At 55.2% G+C, this 17,229-nt stretch carries 13 protein-coding genes; 4 read left to right on the top strand and 9 right to left on the bottom strand.

The annotated features are described in order from the left end of the window. Window positions 1-54: 54 nt before the first annotated feature. Window positions 55-1,221: a benzoate/H(+) symporter BenE family transporter gene (locus FQ179_RS08080; protein ID WP_149396673.1), complete on the bottom strand. Its 1,167-nt coding sequence runs from the start codon at window positions 1,219-1,221 to the stop codon at window positions 55-57. 164 nt (window positions 1,222-1,385) lie between these two features. Between FQ179_RS08080 and FQ179_RS08075 the strand changes: the two genes are divergently transcribed. The 3 genes from FQ179_RS08075 to FQ179_RS08065 all read left to right on the top strand — a co-directional run bounded on the left by FQ179_RS08075 (window position 1,386) and on the right by FQ179_RS08065 (window position 7,481). Beyond that, window positions 1,386-3,479 (top strand): TonB-dependent receptor domain-containing protein, encoded by a 2,094-nt coding sequence (locus FQ179_RS08075; RefSeq protein ID WP_370459844.1) that lies wholly within the window; start codon window positions 1,386-1,388, stop codon window positions 3,477-3,479. Window positions 3,480-4,051: 572 nt separating this feature from the next. Further along, window positions 4,052-6,949: a PQQ-binding-like beta-propeller repeat protein gene (locus FQ179_RS08070; protein WP_149396672.1), complete on the top strand. Its 2,898-nt coding sequence runs from the start codon at window positions 4,052-4,054 to the stop codon at window positions 6,947-6,949. Between the two features lie 202 nt (window positions 6,950-7,151). Next, window positions 7,152-7,481, top strand: coding sequence for a HigA family addiction module antitoxin (locus FQ179_RS08065; RefSeq protein ID WP_149396970.1), 330 nt, complete (start codon window positions 7,152-7,154; stop codon window positions 7,479-7,481). Between the two features lie 26 nt (window positions 7,482-7,507). Here FQ179_RS08065 and FQ179_RS08060 read toward each other — a convergent pair whose 3' ends face one another. The 7 genes from FQ179_RS08060 to FQ179_RS08030 form a co-directional block, all read right to left on the bottom strand. Next, window positions 7,508-8,626: an alpha-hydroxy acid oxidase gene (locus tag FQ179_RS08060; protein ID WP_149396671.1), complete on the bottom strand. Its 1,119-nt coding sequence runs from the start codon at window positions 8,624-8,626 to the stop codon at window positions 7,508-7,510. 6 nt (window positions 8,627-8,632) lie between these two features. Further along, window positions 8,633-9,313: a Fe2+-dependent dioxygenase gene (locus FQ179_RS08055; protein ID WP_149396670.1), complete on the bottom strand. Its 681-nt coding sequence runs from the start codon at window positions 9,311-9,313 to the stop codon at window positions 8,633-8,635. A 125-nt stretch (window positions 9,314-9,438) separates the two neighbouring features. Further along, window positions 9,439-11,721: a TonB-dependent siderophore receptor gene (locus FQ179_RS08050; RefSeq protein WP_188074529.1), complete on the bottom strand. Its 2,283-nt coding sequence runs from the start codon at window positions 11,719-11,721 to the stop codon at window positions 9,439-9,441. Window positions 11,722-12,066: 345 nt separating this feature from the next. Then, window positions 12,067-12,762, bottom strand: coding sequence for an ABC transporter permease (locus tag FQ179_RS08045; protein ID WP_149396668.1), 696 nt, complete (start codon window positions 12,760-12,762; stop codon window positions 12,067-12,069). Window position 12,763: 1 nt separating this feature from the next. After that, entirely contained in the window at window positions 12,764-13,474 is a 711-nt protein-coding gene (locus FQ179_RS08040) for an ABC transporter permease (protein ID WP_149396667.1), read from the bottom strand. 116 nt (window positions 13,475-13,590) lie between these two features. After that, complete coding sequence (locus FQ179_RS08035; protein ID WP_149396666.1) at window positions 13,591-14,409, bottom strand: transporter substrate-binding domain-containing protein; 819 nt, start codon at window positions 14,407-14,409, stop codon at window positions 13,591-13,593. A 106-nt stretch (window positions 14,410-14,515) separates the two neighbouring features. Further along, entirely contained in the window at window positions 14,516-15,367 is an 852-nt protein-coding gene (locus tag FQ179_RS08030) for an ABC transporter ATP-binding protein (RefSeq protein ID WP_149396665.1), read from the bottom strand. A gap of 155 nt (window positions 15,368-15,522) precedes the next feature. Here FQ179_RS08030 and FQ179_RS08025 point away from each other — a divergent pair, with 155 nt between their 5' ends. Next, on the top strand, window positions 15,523-15,825 hold the full coding sequence (locus FQ179_RS08025; RefSeq protein WP_149396664.1) for a hypothetical protein: 303 nt from the start codon (window positions 15,523-15,525) through the stop codon (window positions 15,823-15,825). A 100-nt stretch (window positions 15,826-15,925) separates the two neighbouring features. On the opposite strand, the gene sstT is transcribed toward FQ179_RS08025, so the two are convergent. Then, complete coding sequence (gene sstT, locus FQ179_RS08020) at window positions 15,926-17,146, bottom strand: serine/threonine transporter SstT (RefSeq protein WP_149396663.1); 1,221 nt, start codon at window positions 17,144-17,146, stop codon at window positions 15,926-15,928. Window positions 17,147-17,229 lie beyond the last annotated feature (83 nt).

Here is a 17,229-nt window from a genome sequence, read left to right as displayed (position 1 = left end):
GGTTCTGGGTTCTGGGTTCTGAGATCTGAACCCAGAACTCTGAGCATTAGCTTTTTATCGGATCGATCGACGCAGCATCAGATGCACCGACATGCCGAACACCAGCCCCCAAAAGGCGCTGCCTATGCCGAGCAGCGACATGCCTGACGCCGTACACACAAAGGTGACGAGCGCGGCCTCACGGCCGTGCTCGTCGCTTAGGGCAAGGGCCAGGCTGTTGCCTAAGGTGCCCAGCAGGGCGATCCCCGCAATGGCTGCGATAAGTTCAACAGGAAATGCCGCAAAAAGCCCGACTACGGTTGCACCAAAAATACCCGTGAGCAGATAAAAAACCCCTGCCCAAATAGAAGCCTTGTAGCGCTGGCGAGGGTCAGGGTCTGCATCGGGGCTCATGCAAATGGCAGCAGTGATGGCCGCCAGGTTAAACGCAAACCCGCCAAATGGAGCGAGCACAACACCCAGGGCACCCGTCCAGCTGATCAGTGGCGTGGCAGGGATTTGGTAGCCGTTGGCGCGCAATACTGCCAGCCCGGGCACGTTTTGTGAGGTCATGGTCACAATAAACAAAGGGACACCCACGCCAACCAGGGCAGACCATGAAAACTCGGGCTTCATGAATCGCGGTGTGGCGGGAAACCAGGCAAGGCCGTCGGCTTGGATGAGCCCGAGCGATGCTGCGCACGCGATACCGGCGACGAGCGCAAGCGGAACGGTATAGCGGGGCAACCAGATCCGTGCGAGCAAAAACGTAAGGAACATGAGGCCGGCCAATAGCCATTGTGTCTGCATGGCAAGAAATAAATCCATGCTGAAACGCAGGAGTATGCCAGCCAGCATGGCGCCCGCGATGTGGCGGGGCATGTGTTGCATGAGGTTCTGGAACCAGCCGGTAACGCCACTGAGCGTAATCAGCAGCGACGAAAACAGGAATACGCCTGTTGCCTGTTCCATGGTGAGCCCCGAAAGGCTAGTGGCAAGAAGTGCTGCACCGGGAGTTGACCAGGCGGTGAGCACGGGACTGCGATAGCGCAGTGACAGCCCAATGCAGCTGATGCCCATACCAATACCGAGTGCCCACATCCACGAATTTAGCTCGGCATCGGTGGCTCCTGCCGCATGGGCAGCCTGGAAAATAATAGCGACTGAGCTTGTATAGCCCACCAGCACAGCAATGAAGCCGGCGGAAAGGTGAGACAGTTTTATCCAGTTACCCACACGCATGTTTACACAAAGCCGAAGAGGTGAGGCCGATATGCTATCACTGTGAGGCCTTTGTGTACCGAGCCCTTGGTATTTTATGTTTTGCCTTTGATTAACTTGTTTAAATTGAATGTAATGTTATAACATTTCGTTTCTGTTTAAATCGTTTATAAAAGGGGAAACCTGTGTTGTTACAAGCCCGTCCATTGATTGTGGCGCTTACTCTCGCTTTTGCACCGCCTTCTTTTGCTGACACAGCCACGTCAAGCCATTCAACGCATGATGCGGTTACCCGCCTCGATGCCGTCACAATTAAGGCCTACCCGCTGTCTCGTCGTGGCGAGTCAATGGCCGTGTCGGCTGATGCCATTGATGGTTCAAATCTGGTGTTGCTTCGCGAGGCCACATTGGGTACCACACTAGAAAGCATGCCGGGGGTGCGTGCCGACACGTTCGGGGGTGGCGCCAGCCGTCCCATTATCCGGGGCCAGACGGCACCGCGGGTTAAAGTCCTGTCAGATGGTTCTGAACTCATGGACGCTTCAAATGTTTCGCCTGATCACCTCATAACTACTGAGCCCATGCTGGCCCGTCGTATTGAGGTATTGCGCGGGCCCTCAACCCTGCTATATGGCGGTGGGGCCATAGGTGGCGTTGTTAATGTACTGGATGACAAGATCCCTGAGTCATTGCCCGAAAACGGTTTCGAAGGGTTTGCTGAAGTGCGAGGTGCAACAGGCTCGCGTGAACGTGCAGGTGCGTTTGGCCTGACGGCAGGCGAAGGCAATATCGCCATGCACATTGAAGGTGCAAAGCGTCGCTCCGACGATTACCGCGTGCCACACTGGGCGAGTTCACGTCTGAAAGGCTCTGACAACGAAAGCGCAACGGGAAGTATTGGTTTGTCTTGGATAGGCAGTCGAGGCTTTGCAGGGCTAGCCTTCACCAAAACTCGCAGCCAATACGGCTTGCCTGGGCATAGTCATGAATACGAAGGGTGCCATCCTCACGGAAGTCATCTGCATTGCGGTAGCCACGACCACGACCACGAACATGACCATGACCACGAACATGACCACGAACATGACCACGAACATGACCACGAACACGACCATGATCATGCAGCCCCTTTTGTGCGGCTAAATTCTCAGCGCATAGACCTGCGAGGCGAATACCGTGAACCGTTCGCAGGTATACAGAAGATCCGCTTGCGCGGAGGGCTCACCGACTATCGGCATGACGAAATCGACGACGGCGAGGTCGCCACCACATTCAAAAACCGTGGTGAAGATATGCGCGTTGAGCTTGAGCACAAGCCCGTTGCAGGGTGGCGTGGGGTTGCGGGGCTTCAGGGCGCGCGCAGCACGTTCAGCGCGCTCGGCGTAGAAAGCTTTTTACCGCGTACCGTCACCCGCAATATGGGTGTGTTTCTTCATGAAGAATACACACTGGGTGCATGGCGATTTGAATTGGGGGCCCGGCAAGACTGGCAGTCGGTTGAGGCCAGCGCGCAGGGTTCTTCGTCCAGCTTGAACGGTACATCGCTCTCGGCGGCGACGGTGTGGAGTTTTTCGCCACAGTACGCACTTTCCTTGTCGCTTTCTCGATCCCAGAGGCTGCCTAACGCGCAAGAGCTTTTTGCAGACGGCATACACCTGGCCACCAACACCTATGAGGTGGGCAACCCCGATCTTAGGGCAGAAACCTCTCATAATGTTGACCTGACGCTGCGCAAGCATGCAGGTGATGCTCGCTTTTCAGTGGGTGTTTTCCATAATTACATAAAAAATTATATCTACGCCAATACGCTGGACCGCTACGAAGATTTCCGTCTTATTGAATACGCTCAGCGTAATGCGCGCTTTACCGGTATTGAAGGCGAGGCCAGTTACCGCTTCGGTCCGCACCTTACCGCAGGCGTCTTTGGTGATGTAGTCCACGGAAAGCTGGTGTCACATGGTGGCAACTTGCCGCGTATTCCTGCTGCACGTGCAGGTCTAAGGGCAAAGACCAACTGGGGCAACTGGTCTGGTAACGTTGAGGCGTATCGCGTCTTCCGTCAAAACAGGGTGGCTGATTTCGAGTCTGCAACGCCAGGCTATAACATGGTCAACTTGGGTGTCTCGTATGACGGGCAATTGGGTGCTGCCGATTACACGGTGTACCTGCGAGCCACGAATCTGTTTGATGTGCGCGCTTTCAACCATGCATCATTTCTTGCGGCCACCGCGCCTCTTTCTGGGCGGCGTGTGATGCTGGGAGTGCGTATGGAATACTAATTAGGCGTAGCTCACTTGCTGCGCGTCCGCATCATGCCATTTGGCTGGTAGTTTTCAGGGAGAAGGGCCTGTTGAGAGGCCGCGCAGCAGATTTCACGTTACAGAGAGGAGGCAGCAGGCGCATCAGGGCAAGCCTGAATTCACTGGTATAACAAGATGGGTATAAAAAGGCACTCGCACGAAGTAGGGTGGAACGTGTCAGGTGGAACGTATCAGGTGGAACGTATCAGGTGGAACGTATCAGGTGAAACGTATCAGGTGAAACGTATCAGGTGGAACGTATCAGGTGAAACGTATCAGGTGAAACGGATCAGGTATAACGAGCCAAGTATAAGAGTCAGGTACAACGGAACAGCTACAACAAGACGGGTACAACAGGACAGCTACAACAAGACAGCTACAACAAGACAGCTACAACAAGACAGCTACAACAAGACGGGTACAACTGGACGGCTACAAAAGGACGGCTACAACGGAACAGCCACAACAAGACGGCTACAACGGGACGGGTACGGCGTGTGCGTTCAGCGCTGGGTAAATATTTTTTGTTCAATTTTGCTTCAGGTGAATCCATGCATACCGCCAGGCGTAGCGTCGTCTTGATTGCAATTGCCGCTTTTTGCGTTTTGTCTGGGGCATTGCTGGCTGGTGCCGGTGCATGGCTTATTGTGCTGGGTGGGTCGTGGTATTACCTGGCATGTGGGCTTGCCCTGGTGGCTGTGTCGGTGCTGCTGTATCGCCGCAGCCGTTTGGCATTATGGGTGTATGCCTCGCTGATCTTGGTAACGCTTGCGTGGTCGCTGTGGGAGGTTGGCCTAGACTGGTGGTCTTTGGCCGCGCGTGGCGACGTCGTGTTTGTGCTGGGGCTATTTCTACTTCTTCCACCCGTCGTTCGTTCGCTGTCTGGACGAGTAGACGTTCGAAAGCAGAGCAATACTCCCGTAGTGTCAAACGGCGTGCGTAAACATGCAGACGCGCCGGTTGCCAGATATGATGCAGCCAGCCTGGCGCTTGCAGGCGCGCTGGGGGTGTTTTTGGCCGTGGCCGTGGCGTCATGGTTTGTTGACCTGAACCAGGCTGAGAGCGTCTTGCTGGCGGCGCCTGCACAGCCGGTGGGGTCTTCAGAGGATATTCCGGATGGTGATTGGCATGCTTATGGCCGTACCAGGTATGGCCAGCGTTATTCGCCCCTGACTCAGATTACGCCTGGTAATGTCTCGCAGCTTGAGCTTGTGTGGCAGTATAAAACGGGTGGTCTGCCCAAGAAGCGTGATTCAACTGAAACCCTCTCTGAGATTACACCGTTAAAGATTGGCGATCTTCTGTATATCTGTACACCGCATCGGTTGGTCATTGCGCTGGATGCCGCTACAGGCAAAGAGGTCTGGCGATATGATCCAGAAATCAAAGACAAGCTGGCTCGGCAGCATCTTACATGCAGAGGGCTCGCATATTATTCAGGTGAGCGTCAGTTCAGCGCCGATGACGCCTCAGTGTCTACGGGTTTACTATCGGAAAATACTGGGGTAGCGGCGACATCTTCAGAGATGAGGGCACTGGAGGAATGGTCGCCGTCTGAAGCCGGCGTTGTGGCGGCAGGCTCGATTGAGGCTGCTATGGCCGCAGACGAGCGCCTGGCGTTCTCGCAACCACGTGACCCGGCGCCTTCGGCGTCTGGTCAGCCCGTGGCGGCCGATGACGGTCTGGTTGCTGAAGTTTGTGATGCAATGCTCTTCATGGCCACCGCTGATGCAAGGGTTATCGCGTTAGACCCAAAAAGTGGAGCAGTATGCAAGGCCTTTGGCGGTGGCACGGGCCAGATCAATTTGTGGGCCAATATGCCCGGTATGAGTCTCAACCTGAACCCCACCTTCAACTCCCAGCCCAACCCCAACCCCAATCCTAGCCCTAGTCCTAGCCCTAGCCCTAGCCCTAGCCCTAGCCCAAGCCCTAGCCCTAGCCCAAGTTCGAGTTCGAGTCCTATCCTCAGCCCTGTCCCCAACCCCAGCCCTAGCCTTAGCCATAGTTCTATTCTTGGCTCCGTTCCAAATCCTAGCCCCGTCACCAGCACCGTCCCCCAGCAAGACTATTCCAGCTTGCCGATTGCGGTGACAGACTCGTTGATCATCGTCGGCGGTGTAGTGCGTGATGACGTGCCGACGTCCGAGACGTCTGGCGTTATTCGCGCTTTCGACGTCAAGACCGGCGGCTTGGTGTGGAACTGGGAGGCGGGTAACCCCGATGAGACGCGTCCGATAGCACCTGAGCAAACTTATGCCGCCAACTCGCTCAATAGCGGAGCGGTATTCAGCGTAGATAGTCGGCTGGGCATGGTGTATGTGCCCATGAGCAGCGTCCGGTCCGATCAATGGGGTGCGAAGCGTGACGACAATACAGCGTATTTTTCGTCGTCGGTTGTTGCGCTTGATCTTGGAACAGGGCAGGTACGCTGGGCGTTCCAGACCGTGCAGCATGGTTTATGGAATAGTGGCCTTACTGCCCAGCCCGTTCTGGTTGATCTGGAAATTGACGGAGAAACCATACCTGCACTTGTGCAGCCGACCAAACAGGATGAGCTATTTGTGCTGAATCGAGCCACGGGCGAGCCGCTGCTCCCCGTGACTGCACAGCCTGCACCACAGGTTGCACAGAAGATCAATGGTGTTCATGCCAGCCAATCTGTAGCCGCACTTTCGTTGAGCCCGCCTGAGCTTTCGGGTGCGTCGATGTGGGGTGTCACCCTGTTTGATCAGCTTGCCTGCCGAATTGCCTTTCATTCTTTGCGCTATGAGGGGCGGTTTACGCCACCGTCTACCCAAGGTTCGCTGATATATCCGGGCAATTTTGGGGCATCTAATTGGGGCAATGTCGCGGTTGACCCGAAGCGTCAGGTCGTATTAGCCACGCCAACGTATCTTGCGCATATCTTGCGCCTGGTGCCGCGTCATGATGACACTGGGAATTATGTGGCAGAAATCGACCGAACCCAGAACAGTCTGTCTGGGCCTAATACAGGCCAGAGCGCACACTATGCAGTGCAGCAAAGTCCTTTTACTTCGCCTCTGGGTATTCCGTGCAATCAGCCGCCCTGGAGCGGTGTGGGGGCTGCGGACCTAACCACTGGCAAAATCGTCTGGATGCATAGAAACGGGATGTCAGGCAAGGTCTCTTCCTTGCCGTTTCGTTGGCCGCTAACCCTGGGTGTTACCAACCTGAGTGGTCCCACTATGACTGCCGGTGGCGTGGCCTTTTTGTCGGGCACGCTTGATGATTCTGTCAGGGCTTATGACGTTGGCACGGGCGAAGAACTCTGGAAGGATCGCTTGGCCGTTGGTAGTCAGGCTAGTCCTATTACTTATCTAGGACGTGACGGCCGCCAGTACGTCTTGGTGGTCGCGGGTGCGGGTGGTAACCCCGATGCCAAGACAGCAGACGAAACAGTCAGGGCGTATGCGTTGCCGCAGCATTGACACGCTCGTCCGTCCACTGAACAAGCGCGAGGGCGCCTAGCATCAGGAAGCCGAGCGAATACAACGCTATGGGGATGAAGTTGTAATTCATAATGTAACCCTCTTATTTGAGCGGTATGGTTGATTCTTGATACTTATCGTAGCAAGTAACGTGCCCAGGGTGATATCAAGCACATTTCATCTCAAACAAGAAGGATTAATGATGATTGTCTCTTCAGATTCCGTTCATCCGGGGCATCTGCTGCGTAATATTTTGCCTTTACTTGACGTCAGCATTACGGAAGCGGCAGCGCAGCTTAATGTCACCAGGGCGGCGTTATCTCGGGTGCTAAACGGCCGAGCAGCAATATCTATTGAAATGGCGCTGCGGTTGGAGGGCTGGATCGGTACCGAGCGCGGAAGCAAGGCCGAAATATGGCTGGCGCAGCAAGCGGCGCATGACTTATGGAAAGCGCGCACGGCAGGTGCACCGCAAGTTCAGCGGGCAGAAGTGTCGCGCAGTTTGGTGCAGCGTAAAGCGGCGAAACGCTAGGCCGTTGGTGGCAAAGGGTTAGCTGCTCAGATCAGGCCTGGCGTAAATAGGGCGCGATGATCTATGTCAGCCAAGGTAGGCGTACCGGCCAGCGCCATCGTAACTTCGAGTTCGGTGCGCAGTATATGCAAAACATGCGCCACACCCGGGGCGCCGGCGGCAGCGAGTGCGTATATATATGGCCGGCCCACCAGCACGGCACTGGCGCCCAGTGCCAGTGCTTTGAACACATCGCTGCCTCGCCGTATGCCGCCGTCCAATAGTACCGGCGCGCGCCCATTTACTGCACGGACGATGCCGGGCAGCATGTCTATGGTTGCGGGTAGCGTATCGAGCGTACGGCCGCCGTGGTTCGAAACGATAATGCCTTCCGCGCCATGATCCAGGCCTGACAAAGCGTCGTCGGGGTGCGTAATACCTTTAAGGAGTACAGGTAGGCGTGTGTGCTGAACCAGCCATTGCACATCTTTCCAGGTAGGTGCACCAGCTAGCAGTTTGCTGCCAAATACCGGGCTGGTGCCGGGGCGTGCGGTATGTGCAGGCACCGGGCTGCCGCACAGGTTCACCGCTTCAACCCCCGGGGGCAAGGCAAAGCCTGCGCGTTGCTCCTGGTTGCGCACGCCGTTGACGGGGGCGTCAACGGTGAGCACCAGCGCCTGGTAACCAGCCGCCTCTGCGCGCCGCACCAGTTGCAGTGTAAAGTCGCGATCTGGCTGAATATAAAGCTGAAACCACAGCGGTGCCTGCGCGGTTGAGGCGATGTCTTCAAGTTTGGTACTTGCCTGGGCGCTAACAATCATACCTGCGCCCATGGCGGAGGCGGCGTGCATTGTGGCGATTTCTGCGCCGGCATGGGCCAGCTTGTGATAGGCCACGGGTGCCAGGAAAATTGGGTAGTTAAACCGCTGACCCAGCAGGGTAAATTGAGTCGTGGCACCGACCATGTCGGTCAAAACCCGTTGTTGCAGTCGCAGTCGTTGAAATGCGGCGAGGTTTTCTGTGCAGGTGATCCCGTCAGCGGCCGCGCCGTCGAGATAGGCCCAGGCAGATGGTGTCATGCGTTCACGTGCGTAAGCGGCGTAATCAGCAACGGCAGTAATATCAGCGGGTATATGCGCCAAGGGAGGCAATGGCTGGGAAGGCATAAAAGATCAGGTGTTGGACCATTGGCGTATCAGGTTGTGATAAACACCGGTAAGTTGAAGGATGGCTTCGAGGTCGGGCACGCTCTGGGTAACCCGCTGTATGCCATTGTCGAGCTCCCATAGCATAGAGCGTTGATGGTCATCGCGTATCAGGCTTTGTGTCCAGAAGAATGATGCCAGACGCGTGCCGCGTGTGACAGGGTTTACGCGATGCAGGCTCGATCCGGGGTAGACGATTAGATGGCCGGCGGGCAGTTTGACACTGTGGCTTCCAAAACTGTCTTCCACAATTAGCTCACCACCATCGTATTCATCGGGGTCTGAAAAAAACAGGGTGGAAGATATGTCGCTGCGCACCCGTTCGCCGCTGCCTGGAATGCCAAAAATAGCATTGTCGATATGGTTGCCATAGGTACCGCCTCCTTCGTAGCGGTTGAAGCGTGGGGGCAACACTTTTAGTGGCAAGGCCGCAGCAATGAACGTCGGGTTTTGCGCCAACTGTTGCAAAATCAACTGTCCAATCTGTTGCGCTACCGGATGATCCAAAGGTAATTGAAGGTTCGCTTTTGCTTTGGCCGCAACATGCCCGGCTGTCTCTCGGCCATCAGACCACTCTGCCTGCTTAAGTGCTTGTCGGCACTGCTGCAACTGCTCTGGTGTGAGCACGTCAGGGATCTGCAACATCATGGTGATATTCCTTGGCCGTAAATGGCATGCAACCCAGGTGCCTGATCGGTCACGTCGGGTTGCATGCAGTGTACAAAAAACGGACTGTACCAGAGTAAAGTTAGTTCAGGCTTGCGTTAGGGCAATCAGAACCTTGCCTCGGCGTTTAACACCACACTGCGGCCAGCGCCGGGCACACCGTAGGCCTGGAAGCCGTCTGAGCTGGTTGTGCCTCTTGCAATGTAGAACTTGTCAAAGATATTGTTTACGTTAAGGCGCAGGGACACATTGCGGTTGACATGGTAGCCAACGGTGGCGTTGGCCAGCCAGTAGCTAGGCATATAGATGTCAGCCGTGTGGCCGCCTTTGCCGCGTACGGTATTGCCCGCAACCAGGCGTCGTTTACCAATGTATTGTGCACCTACTCCGGCATCCCACTGCGGAGTGATCTGATAATTTGTCCATACATTGAGGGTCCAGTCGGGCACGTTTTTCATTTTTCCGCCTTCCTGGGTGGGGTCTTGGTCTTCAAGTATTTTGCTACGCAGCACCGACGCGCCGCCATAAACAGACCATTGTGGCGTGATATTGCCGGCAAGCCCCAGCTCAATGCCACGTATGCGTTCTTTGCCGCCATGCTGGATCACGCGATTGGGGTCATCGGGATCCGTGTCGGTGGGGTTGCTTTGCTCGACTTGAAAAATAGCGGCTGTGAGTGCTAGTTTTTTATCGAGCAGATCCCATTTGGTTCCGAGTTCCCAGGTTTTTGCCTTGCCCGCAGAGTAGTTTGCTACGTCGTCGTTACCGCCGCCGCCACTGCGTGAGGCTGCGGCCGCAGCGGAGGGCTGAGATGCCTGGCTGTACGCTACATAAATGCTGCCGTAATCGACTGGCTTGTACACAATACCCAGGCGGCCGCTCCAGATGCCTTCGCTCTGTGTATAGGGCAGTTTATCGCCGGCGTTGTCATACCATTTGACCTTGTATTTGTCGTAGCGCAGACCGGCAGCAATATCCCAATGTTCCGTCAATGTGATCTGGTCGTAGGCGTAGAGCCCCCAGTTGCTAACCTTTGCTCCACTTCTGGAGGTGTTGCTGTTGGTTGTCCAGTCGCCTGTGTAAGAGTGCGCGGGGTCGCGTACATCTATAACCATATCTCCGGCGGGGCCGCGAACGCTGTAGGGTGCTTTGCGATAGCTTTCTTCATACAACTCGAGGCCGGTGACGAGGCGGTGACGCACGCTGCCTGTGTTGAAGTCCAGGTTGAGGTCTGTCTGGTTAGCCAGTACCTTGCCTTTATAGGCGTTAGCGTTATCGGACAGGCGTGCAACGGCGTAAGGGCCAGAAGGGTAGGTTTCATTGCCGGTGGCGTTGTAGCCCCAGTAGTTGCTTTTGTTCACACCGGTTACTACATCACCGGGCAACGAGCCTGCGGGGGCGTTCAACAGCCGCCCGCCCGTTGTCAGCTGGGTAAAGCGTTTGGTTTCAGACCAACGGGTTTGGTTGCGTACGGATGCCTTGTTGTTGAAATCATGCTCGATGCGCAGCATTGCACTGTTAGTTTCGGTGTCTTCCGCGTTGCTGTTGGCATAGCCACCCCAGAAATCGCGGCTAATGCCTTTCATGCGATGGCCGTCCCGGTTAAGCGGCAGGCCGAAATCTGGCATGTTCTCGTCTTTTTGGTGAGAGTACGCGGCAGTAACACGTGTGGGTGTGCCCAGCCCCCATGTAAATGACGGGGCGATACCCCAGCGATCAAAATCAGCCTTGCCGCGTTTTGCCACATCGTTTTTATGGCGCATGGCGTTCAGGCGAAAGGCACTGACGTCACCCAGTTGCTGGTTCAGGTCAATGGTAGCGCGATAATAATTATCGGTGCCCACACCGCCGCTTACGTCATAAAAGCTACCCAGCTTTGGGGTTTTTGTTACCAGGTTAACCGAGCCTCCGACGGCGGCGACACCTGATTCAATGGAGCCTGTGCCTTTGAATACTTCGGCCTGCTCGAGGTTGAAGATGTCAGTGCGCGATGACAGGGCGCTGTCGCGCACGCCATCTACCGTAATGCTTTGTTCTGCGGAGAAGCCTCGAATGGTGAACATATCACCCCAGCCGGCGCCACCTTCCCCTGAGGAAAAGGTTATGCCTGGCACGTTGCCCAGCACGTCTTGCAGGCTCTGTGCATTTTGCTGTTTCAGAACTTCGGCTGGGACCACATTAATGGTTTGTGGTGTATCGAGCAGCGGGGCCTGGAATTTGACAGACTGGACGGCTTCGGGCTTGAAGGCGGGTGCAGAACCTTCGATTGTTACCGGCGACAGTTCAGAGACGCCTGTTTGCGCAACACTGATCGCGGGCATGGCCAGTGTGCCGCATACGGCCAAATAGAGCAGGCTGGGGCGCTGAACTTGAGAGTCGTTTTGGTACATATAAAGCTTCTCCAGAAAAAACAAATTGATCTGCATTAATTTTGTTATGGTTTTCAAATGAATAGGAATAGTAGTGATTCCCATTCTAATTGTCAGGTTCTATTCAGGTTTGGAGTGGTGCTTTAGCCTGTTATGTCGCTTATCTGCGACAAATAAGCCTAAATGTTCCGTTATCTGTTCTCATCTACTGTCATTTGCAGCGTAACGCTTCACGTGACCGAAGCGCGCAGCAATGCAGTACGGGCCACCCACGACTGCCATGGGTGGAACTGCTCGGTAGAGGGAAGAGGGGGGGGCTGGAGGCGGGCGCGTTGAGACTTGCGCCGGTAGGCATGGCGCGGCGCTTTATGCGCGGGTCGAGAGGCGTGAAACGCCTAGCCAGCGTTCAGTCAGATGAACGCAGGCCAGCAGAAACAGGTTAATTGCCAGATATAGGATTCCTGCTACAACAAAGGTTTCAATGATGACGTAGCTTTGGCTCATGAGGCGTTTGGCGTAGCCTGTGAGTTCCATAACGGCGATGGTCGATGCCAGGCTGGTACCTTTGATGGCCAGCACGAGTTCGTTGCTGTATGCGGGCAATGCTTGCCGGATCGCAAGAGGGAAGATAATGCGTCTGAAGCGCAGAAGGCTGGGCATGCCGCAGGCTTTGGCGGCTTCGATCTGGCCTCGTGGTACAGACTGCAGGCCCCCACGTAGCACTTCGCTTATATAGGCCCCGCTATTTAGCGCAATGGTCAGAATTGCACAGCGTGCGCCATCACTGAACACCCACCACAAGACAGGCGACTCGCGCACAAACGAAAGCGTTCCCAGCCCGTAATAAAAAATAAAAAGCTGCACCAGCAAGGGGGTACCCCGAAAACAGGTGCTGTAGGCGAACGCAAGCCATGAGGGAAACCACGACTTTGACATGCGCATTACTGCGGCAGCCAAGCCTATGATTGACGCCATCACAATGGAGGCCAGGCTAATGTAAACCGTTAGGCCGAATCCCTCAAAGAGGGTGGTAATTGTGGTGTAAAAGAGTGCGGCGTCCATGCTAATGCCCTTTCATGCCGCGGCCGTAATGGCGCTCGGCCAGCAAAAATACAGCCTGGCTGCCGGCGCCGATAATGAAGTAAAGTGCACCCGCCATCAGGTAAAGAATGAGTGACTCTCGGGTGGCGGCTGCGCCCAGTACTGCCGCGCGCATGATTTCGACCAAACCTACCAGCGAAATGAGTGCCGTGTCTTTGAGAGCCGTCTGCCAAACGTTATTGGTGCCAGGCAAGGCATAGAAGAACATTTGCGGGATAACGATGCGCTTGAGGCGCAGCCAGCCAGACATACCTACGGCCTTGGCAGCTTCGACCTGACCGCGTGGGATGGCATTAAGCGCCCCGCGAAACACTTCGACGCTGTATGACCCGGAGATCAGGCCGATTGCCAGGACGCCGACCAGGGCCGGAAACCAGCTGGTCATGGCGTCTTCCCAGCCCAGCCGATCAGCGAGGTCGGCGACCGGCTGAACGGACCCGAAAAACAAAAGGTAGATGATGAGCAGTTCTGGGATGCTGCGCACAATGGTGGTGTAGCCGCTGACCAACAGGCTGGCAAACCTGGCACGCGATACCTTGATGGTGGCGCCAGCAATGCCGATGAGCAAGCCTAGTGCCATCCCGAAACACGAGATAAGCAGCGTCATGGCGGCGCCACGCAAAAGCATGAGGCCCCAGCCTTCGTGCAGAATCTTTAGCGCAGTCTCTGTCATGATGGTGGTAATGGACTGCTATGTCGCGCAATGGCCGAAAGAGAATTGATAAAACGGTGCATGAGGAAAGCGAAGCGCCGCCCCGAAGGGGGCGGCGGATTTAGGGCAGCAGTATGTCAGCTTTTGCAGACATCGTAGTTGGTGGTGTCGACATCAAACCATTTTATGCTGGCTTCTTTCATGGTGCCGTTTTTGATCAGTGTGCATAGGGCGGCGTCCACTTTTTGCTTGAGATCAGCATTGTTTTTGTTAATGCCAACACCAATTCCATAGCCCAGGGTTTCTGGATCAGCGGTGCTTTTGATGATGAAATGAGCCAGTGCGAAGTTTTTGTCACCGACTTTTTTCAGGAATTTGGCCTGAGACGTTACGTCAGCGAAGGTGGCGTCCAGACGGCCAGCATCGAGATCCATCTGCATTTGGTCGAGCGTGTCGTAAGGCTTGACCTTGAGTTCTGGCGCGTTCTTGCGCAGGAAGTCACCTTGGGTGGTGCCACCCTGAACGCCCACGGTTTTTCCTGCCAGACCTTTGAATAGTGTGTCGGTGCTGTCTGCGCCGACCAGATCACTGTTCTTGGGGAGTATGAAAGTGGTGTCTTCAACTACGTACGGAATGCTGAAGGTGATGCGCTTGCTGCGCTCGGGGGTTACCGACATGCCGGAAATAATGAGATCAAATCGGTTGGCATCCAGCGAAGGGATAAGGGTGTCAAACGCTTGGACTACGAAACGACACTTGGCGTCGAGTTCTTTGCACAAGGCATTGCCGACATCGGCGTCAAAGCCAGTTACTTTGCCATTGGCATCGACCATGCTCCAGGGCGGATAACCGCCTTCTGTGCCGATTTTAAGAGTGCCGCTTGCACCAGCCGTTGTCATGCCCAGCAAGGCAACCGCCGAGCAAAGCACGGCGTTTCGAAAAAGAGGTTTGATCATTGTGTAGTTCCTTATGGTCGGTATTTGATGCAGGCCATACGAATGCTTGCCCGCAGGCAGCGATACATTGCTTGGTTTCGGGCTTTCAGTCAATGGTGGATGGTGATTATTGCACTGCCTGCAAAAACTGGCCCAAACGGGCGGAGCGGGGATGGTCAAACAACTGTTCAGGCCGGCCTTTTTCTTCGATCAGGCCGTTGTGCATGAAGATGACTTCGTCTGATACTTCGCGTGCGAATTTCATTTCATGTGTGACCAGCAGCATGGTACGGCCCTCTATTGCCAGCTGGCGAATTACTTTAAGTACTTCTCCGACCATCTCAGGGTCTAGTGCTGAAGTTGGCTCGTCGAACAGCAATACGTCGGGGTTCATGGCCAGCGCCCGGGCAATGGCCACGCGCTGCTGCTGGCCACCGGATAATTCGCCAGGGTAGGCGTCCTGCTTTTGAGCGAGCCCAACCTTATCGAGCAGCAGTAGCGCTTGCTCGCGTGCATGGGCGTGGCTTAGGCCGAGTACATGAACTGGCGCCTCGATAATGTTTTGCAGGGCGGTTCGATGTGACCACAGGTTGAAATTTTGAAAAACCATGCCTAATTTGGCGCGCACACGGTTGAGCTTGCTGGGGTCGACGGTACAGGATTCACCGTTGCGGCGTTTGCGGGTACGCAACACTTCGTTGCCGATGCGTATTTCGCCTTGATCAGGGATTTCGAGGTGGTTGATACACCGGAGCAAGGTGCTTTTGCCTGATCCGGATGAACCGATGACGGACAAAACCTCACCTTTGCGCGCTGCAAAGCTGATGCCTTTCAGAATGTGATGCTCACCAAATGACTTATGCAGATCGCTGACCTGAAGCGCGTAGGCATTATGACCATTGGCGAGCTGTTGGTCGGCTGGATGCAGGGCGGTCGCAGGATGCGCAGGCGTACCCTGGCCAGCAGAGTTGGCAGACATGCTGGAACTCATGCGTCCCTCAGGAGAAGATTATGTTGCAATGATGTAGGCATGGTACGGCGTTCTGGCCGGCGCGAGGGTAGAGGTGAAAGAAGCGCGAAAAGATAAGTTTATCGCATCCTCTGCGAAGCACACTTAACCTGAGGTGAAGGCTGATGAATCTTACGCATGTTTCGCACATGTTTATAGCCCTGTTAATACTGTTTGTCGTATATGTTTTTACTCGTAATGCATGGGTTGGCGCTGCGCTGGCCATTGGCTTTTATGCCGGGCGCGAGCACGCTCAGCGGGAGTATAAAATAGGCGACCCCTCGCATCTGATGCCGTGGGAGGCGTTTGACGTGTGGAACTGGTCGCTCGATGCTCAGCTAGACCTATTCTGTCCTATCGCCGCAGCGGTCGCTGCGGCATTGCTGATTTCATTTCTTGGACGTAGACGGCGCAGTGCTGAGCCTTGACCATGCGTGGGGTGTTGGGTTGAGTGCAGCCGTGGTCATGTACCAATGCGCCTGGTCGTGTGACGCCGTGTTTACACGTAATGCTTTGCCAGGTGTAGCGTCAGGCTGCTTCGGCTTCGGCTGCCACAAGAACCACTCTGTGTTCATAGCTGCCCGCTGCCGTAAACAGGACGTCAGTGGATGAGTTGAGTGCAGTTTCAGCCGAGTCTTGTAGCACGCTAATAATAAAACCTGCGCCGACGACTTGCATGGCCAGCTCATTGGGAATGCCAAACAGGCTGCAGGCAAGTGGGATAAGCAGCAACGAACCGCCCGCTACCCCCGACGCACCGCAGGCGCAGATGGCAGACAGTACGCTTAAAAGCAGGGCTGTTGGCAGATCGACCGTGATGCCCAAGGTATTGGCCGCCGCCAGTGTCAGCACGGTAATGGTAATGGCTGCACCGGCCATGTTAATGGTTGCGCCCACTGGTATGGATACCGAATATGTATCTTGCGGTAGGCCAAGCTTTTTGCATAAAGCCAGGTTGACGGGGATGTTGGCGGCCGAACTGCGCATGAAGAATGCGGTGATGCCACTTTCGCGCAGGCAGGTAAACACCAGCGGATAAGGGTTTTTGCGTATTTTTGCGAACACGATGAGCGGATTGACCGCCAACGCGACAAACACCATGCAGCCGATCAACACGGCCAGCAGGCGTACATAACCCAACAACGCGTCGAAGCCAGTTTCCGCAACCGTGGAGGCAACAAGCCCGAAAATGCCTATGGGGGCAAATCGGATAACGATTTTTACGATAAATGACAAGGCTTGCGATAGATCGCCCATGACGTTTTTGGTGGCGTCATGCGCATGACGGATGGATAGGCCTATAGCAATGGCCCAGGCCAGGATACCCATGTAATTGGCATTGATCAGTGCATTAATGGGGTTGTCGACCACGTTGAACAACAGGGTGCTGAGCACTTCGCTGACATTGCCGGGAGGGCTGAGCGCCTGTGTAGTGGCTTTTAGCTGTATGGTGAGCGGAAACATATAGCTTGCAACCACGGCCACCAATGCAGCCAGGAACGTGCCAATGAGGTACAGAACCACAATGGAACCCATGCGGGTCTGTTGGCCGTGGCGCTGGTTGGCAATGGATGCGGCGACCAGTACAAATACCAAAATTGGTGCAACCGATTTGAGGGCGTTGATGAACAGGTCGCCCGCTAGTGATGTTTTCAGCGCCAGTTGGGGCGATAAAATAGCCAGTAGTACGCCGGCAGCCAAACCGATGAGAATCTGAACGACGAGACTGCCATTCAAGATAAATTTCATGACAGGGTTTTGTTTACCCGTATGATGCATTACGTAACTCCAGGGTTGGGCCGGTGGGCCCACAATGACGAATTCTTTGCTTC

Origin of the sequence: Pusillimonas sp. ANT_WB101, from assembly GCF_008369125.1 — a bacterium.
Classification (GTDB): domain Bacteria; phylum Pseudomonadota; class Gammaproteobacteria; order Burkholderiales; family Burkholderiaceae_B; genus Allopusillimonas.
Note: the sequence above shows the minus strand (reverse complement) of the source record. Positions and strands in the feature narration are given on the sequence as shown.

Coding starts and splice junctions, on each gene's coding strand:
- FQ179_RS08060 (WP_149396671.1), bottom strand. CDS start 8,626: ATGCCTTCCCAGCCATTGCCTCCCTTGGCGCATATACCCGCTGATATT.
- FQ179_RS08025 (WP_149396664.1), top strand. CDS start 15,523: ATGAATCTTACGCATGTTTCGCACATGTTTATAGCCCTGTTAATACTG.
- FQ179_RS08045 (WP_149396668.1), bottom strand. CDS start 12,762: ATGGACGCCGCACTCTTTTACACCACAATTACCACCCTCTTTGAGGGA.
- FQ179_RS08050 (WP_188074529.1), bottom strand. CDS start 11,721: ATGTACCAAAACGACTCTCAAGTTCAGCGCCCCAGCCTGCTCTATTTG.
- FQ179_RS08035 (WP_149396666.1), bottom strand. CDS start 14,409: ATGATCAAACCTCTTTTTCGAAACGCCGTGCTTTGCTCGGCGGTTGCC.
- FQ179_RS08065 (WP_149396970.1), top strand. CDS start 7,152: ATGATTGTCTCTTCAGATTCCGTTCATCCGGGGCATCTGCTGCGTAAT.
- sstT (WP_149396663.1), bottom strand. CDS start 17,146: ATGAAATTTATCTTGAATGGCAGTCTCGTCGTTCAGATTCTCATCGGT.
- FQ179_RS08055 (WP_149396670.1), bottom strand. CDS start 9,313: ATGATGTTGCAGATCCCTGACGTGCTCACACCAGAGCAGTTGCAGCAG.
- FQ179_RS08030 (WP_149396665.1), bottom strand. CDS start 15,367: ATGTCTGCCAACTCTGCTGGCCAGGGTACGCCTGCGCATCCTGCGACC.
- FQ179_RS08040 (WP_149396667.1), bottom strand. CDS start 13,474: ATGACAGAGACTGCGCTAAAGATTCTGCACGAAGGCTGGGGCCTCATG.
- FQ179_RS08080 (WP_149396673.1), bottom strand. CDS start 1,221: ATGCGTGTGGGTAACTGGATAAAACTGTCTCACCTTTCCGCCGGCTTC.
- FQ179_RS08070 (WP_149396672.1), top strand. CDS start 4,052: ATGCATACCGCCAGGCGTAGCGTCGTCTTGATTGCAATTGCCGCTTTT.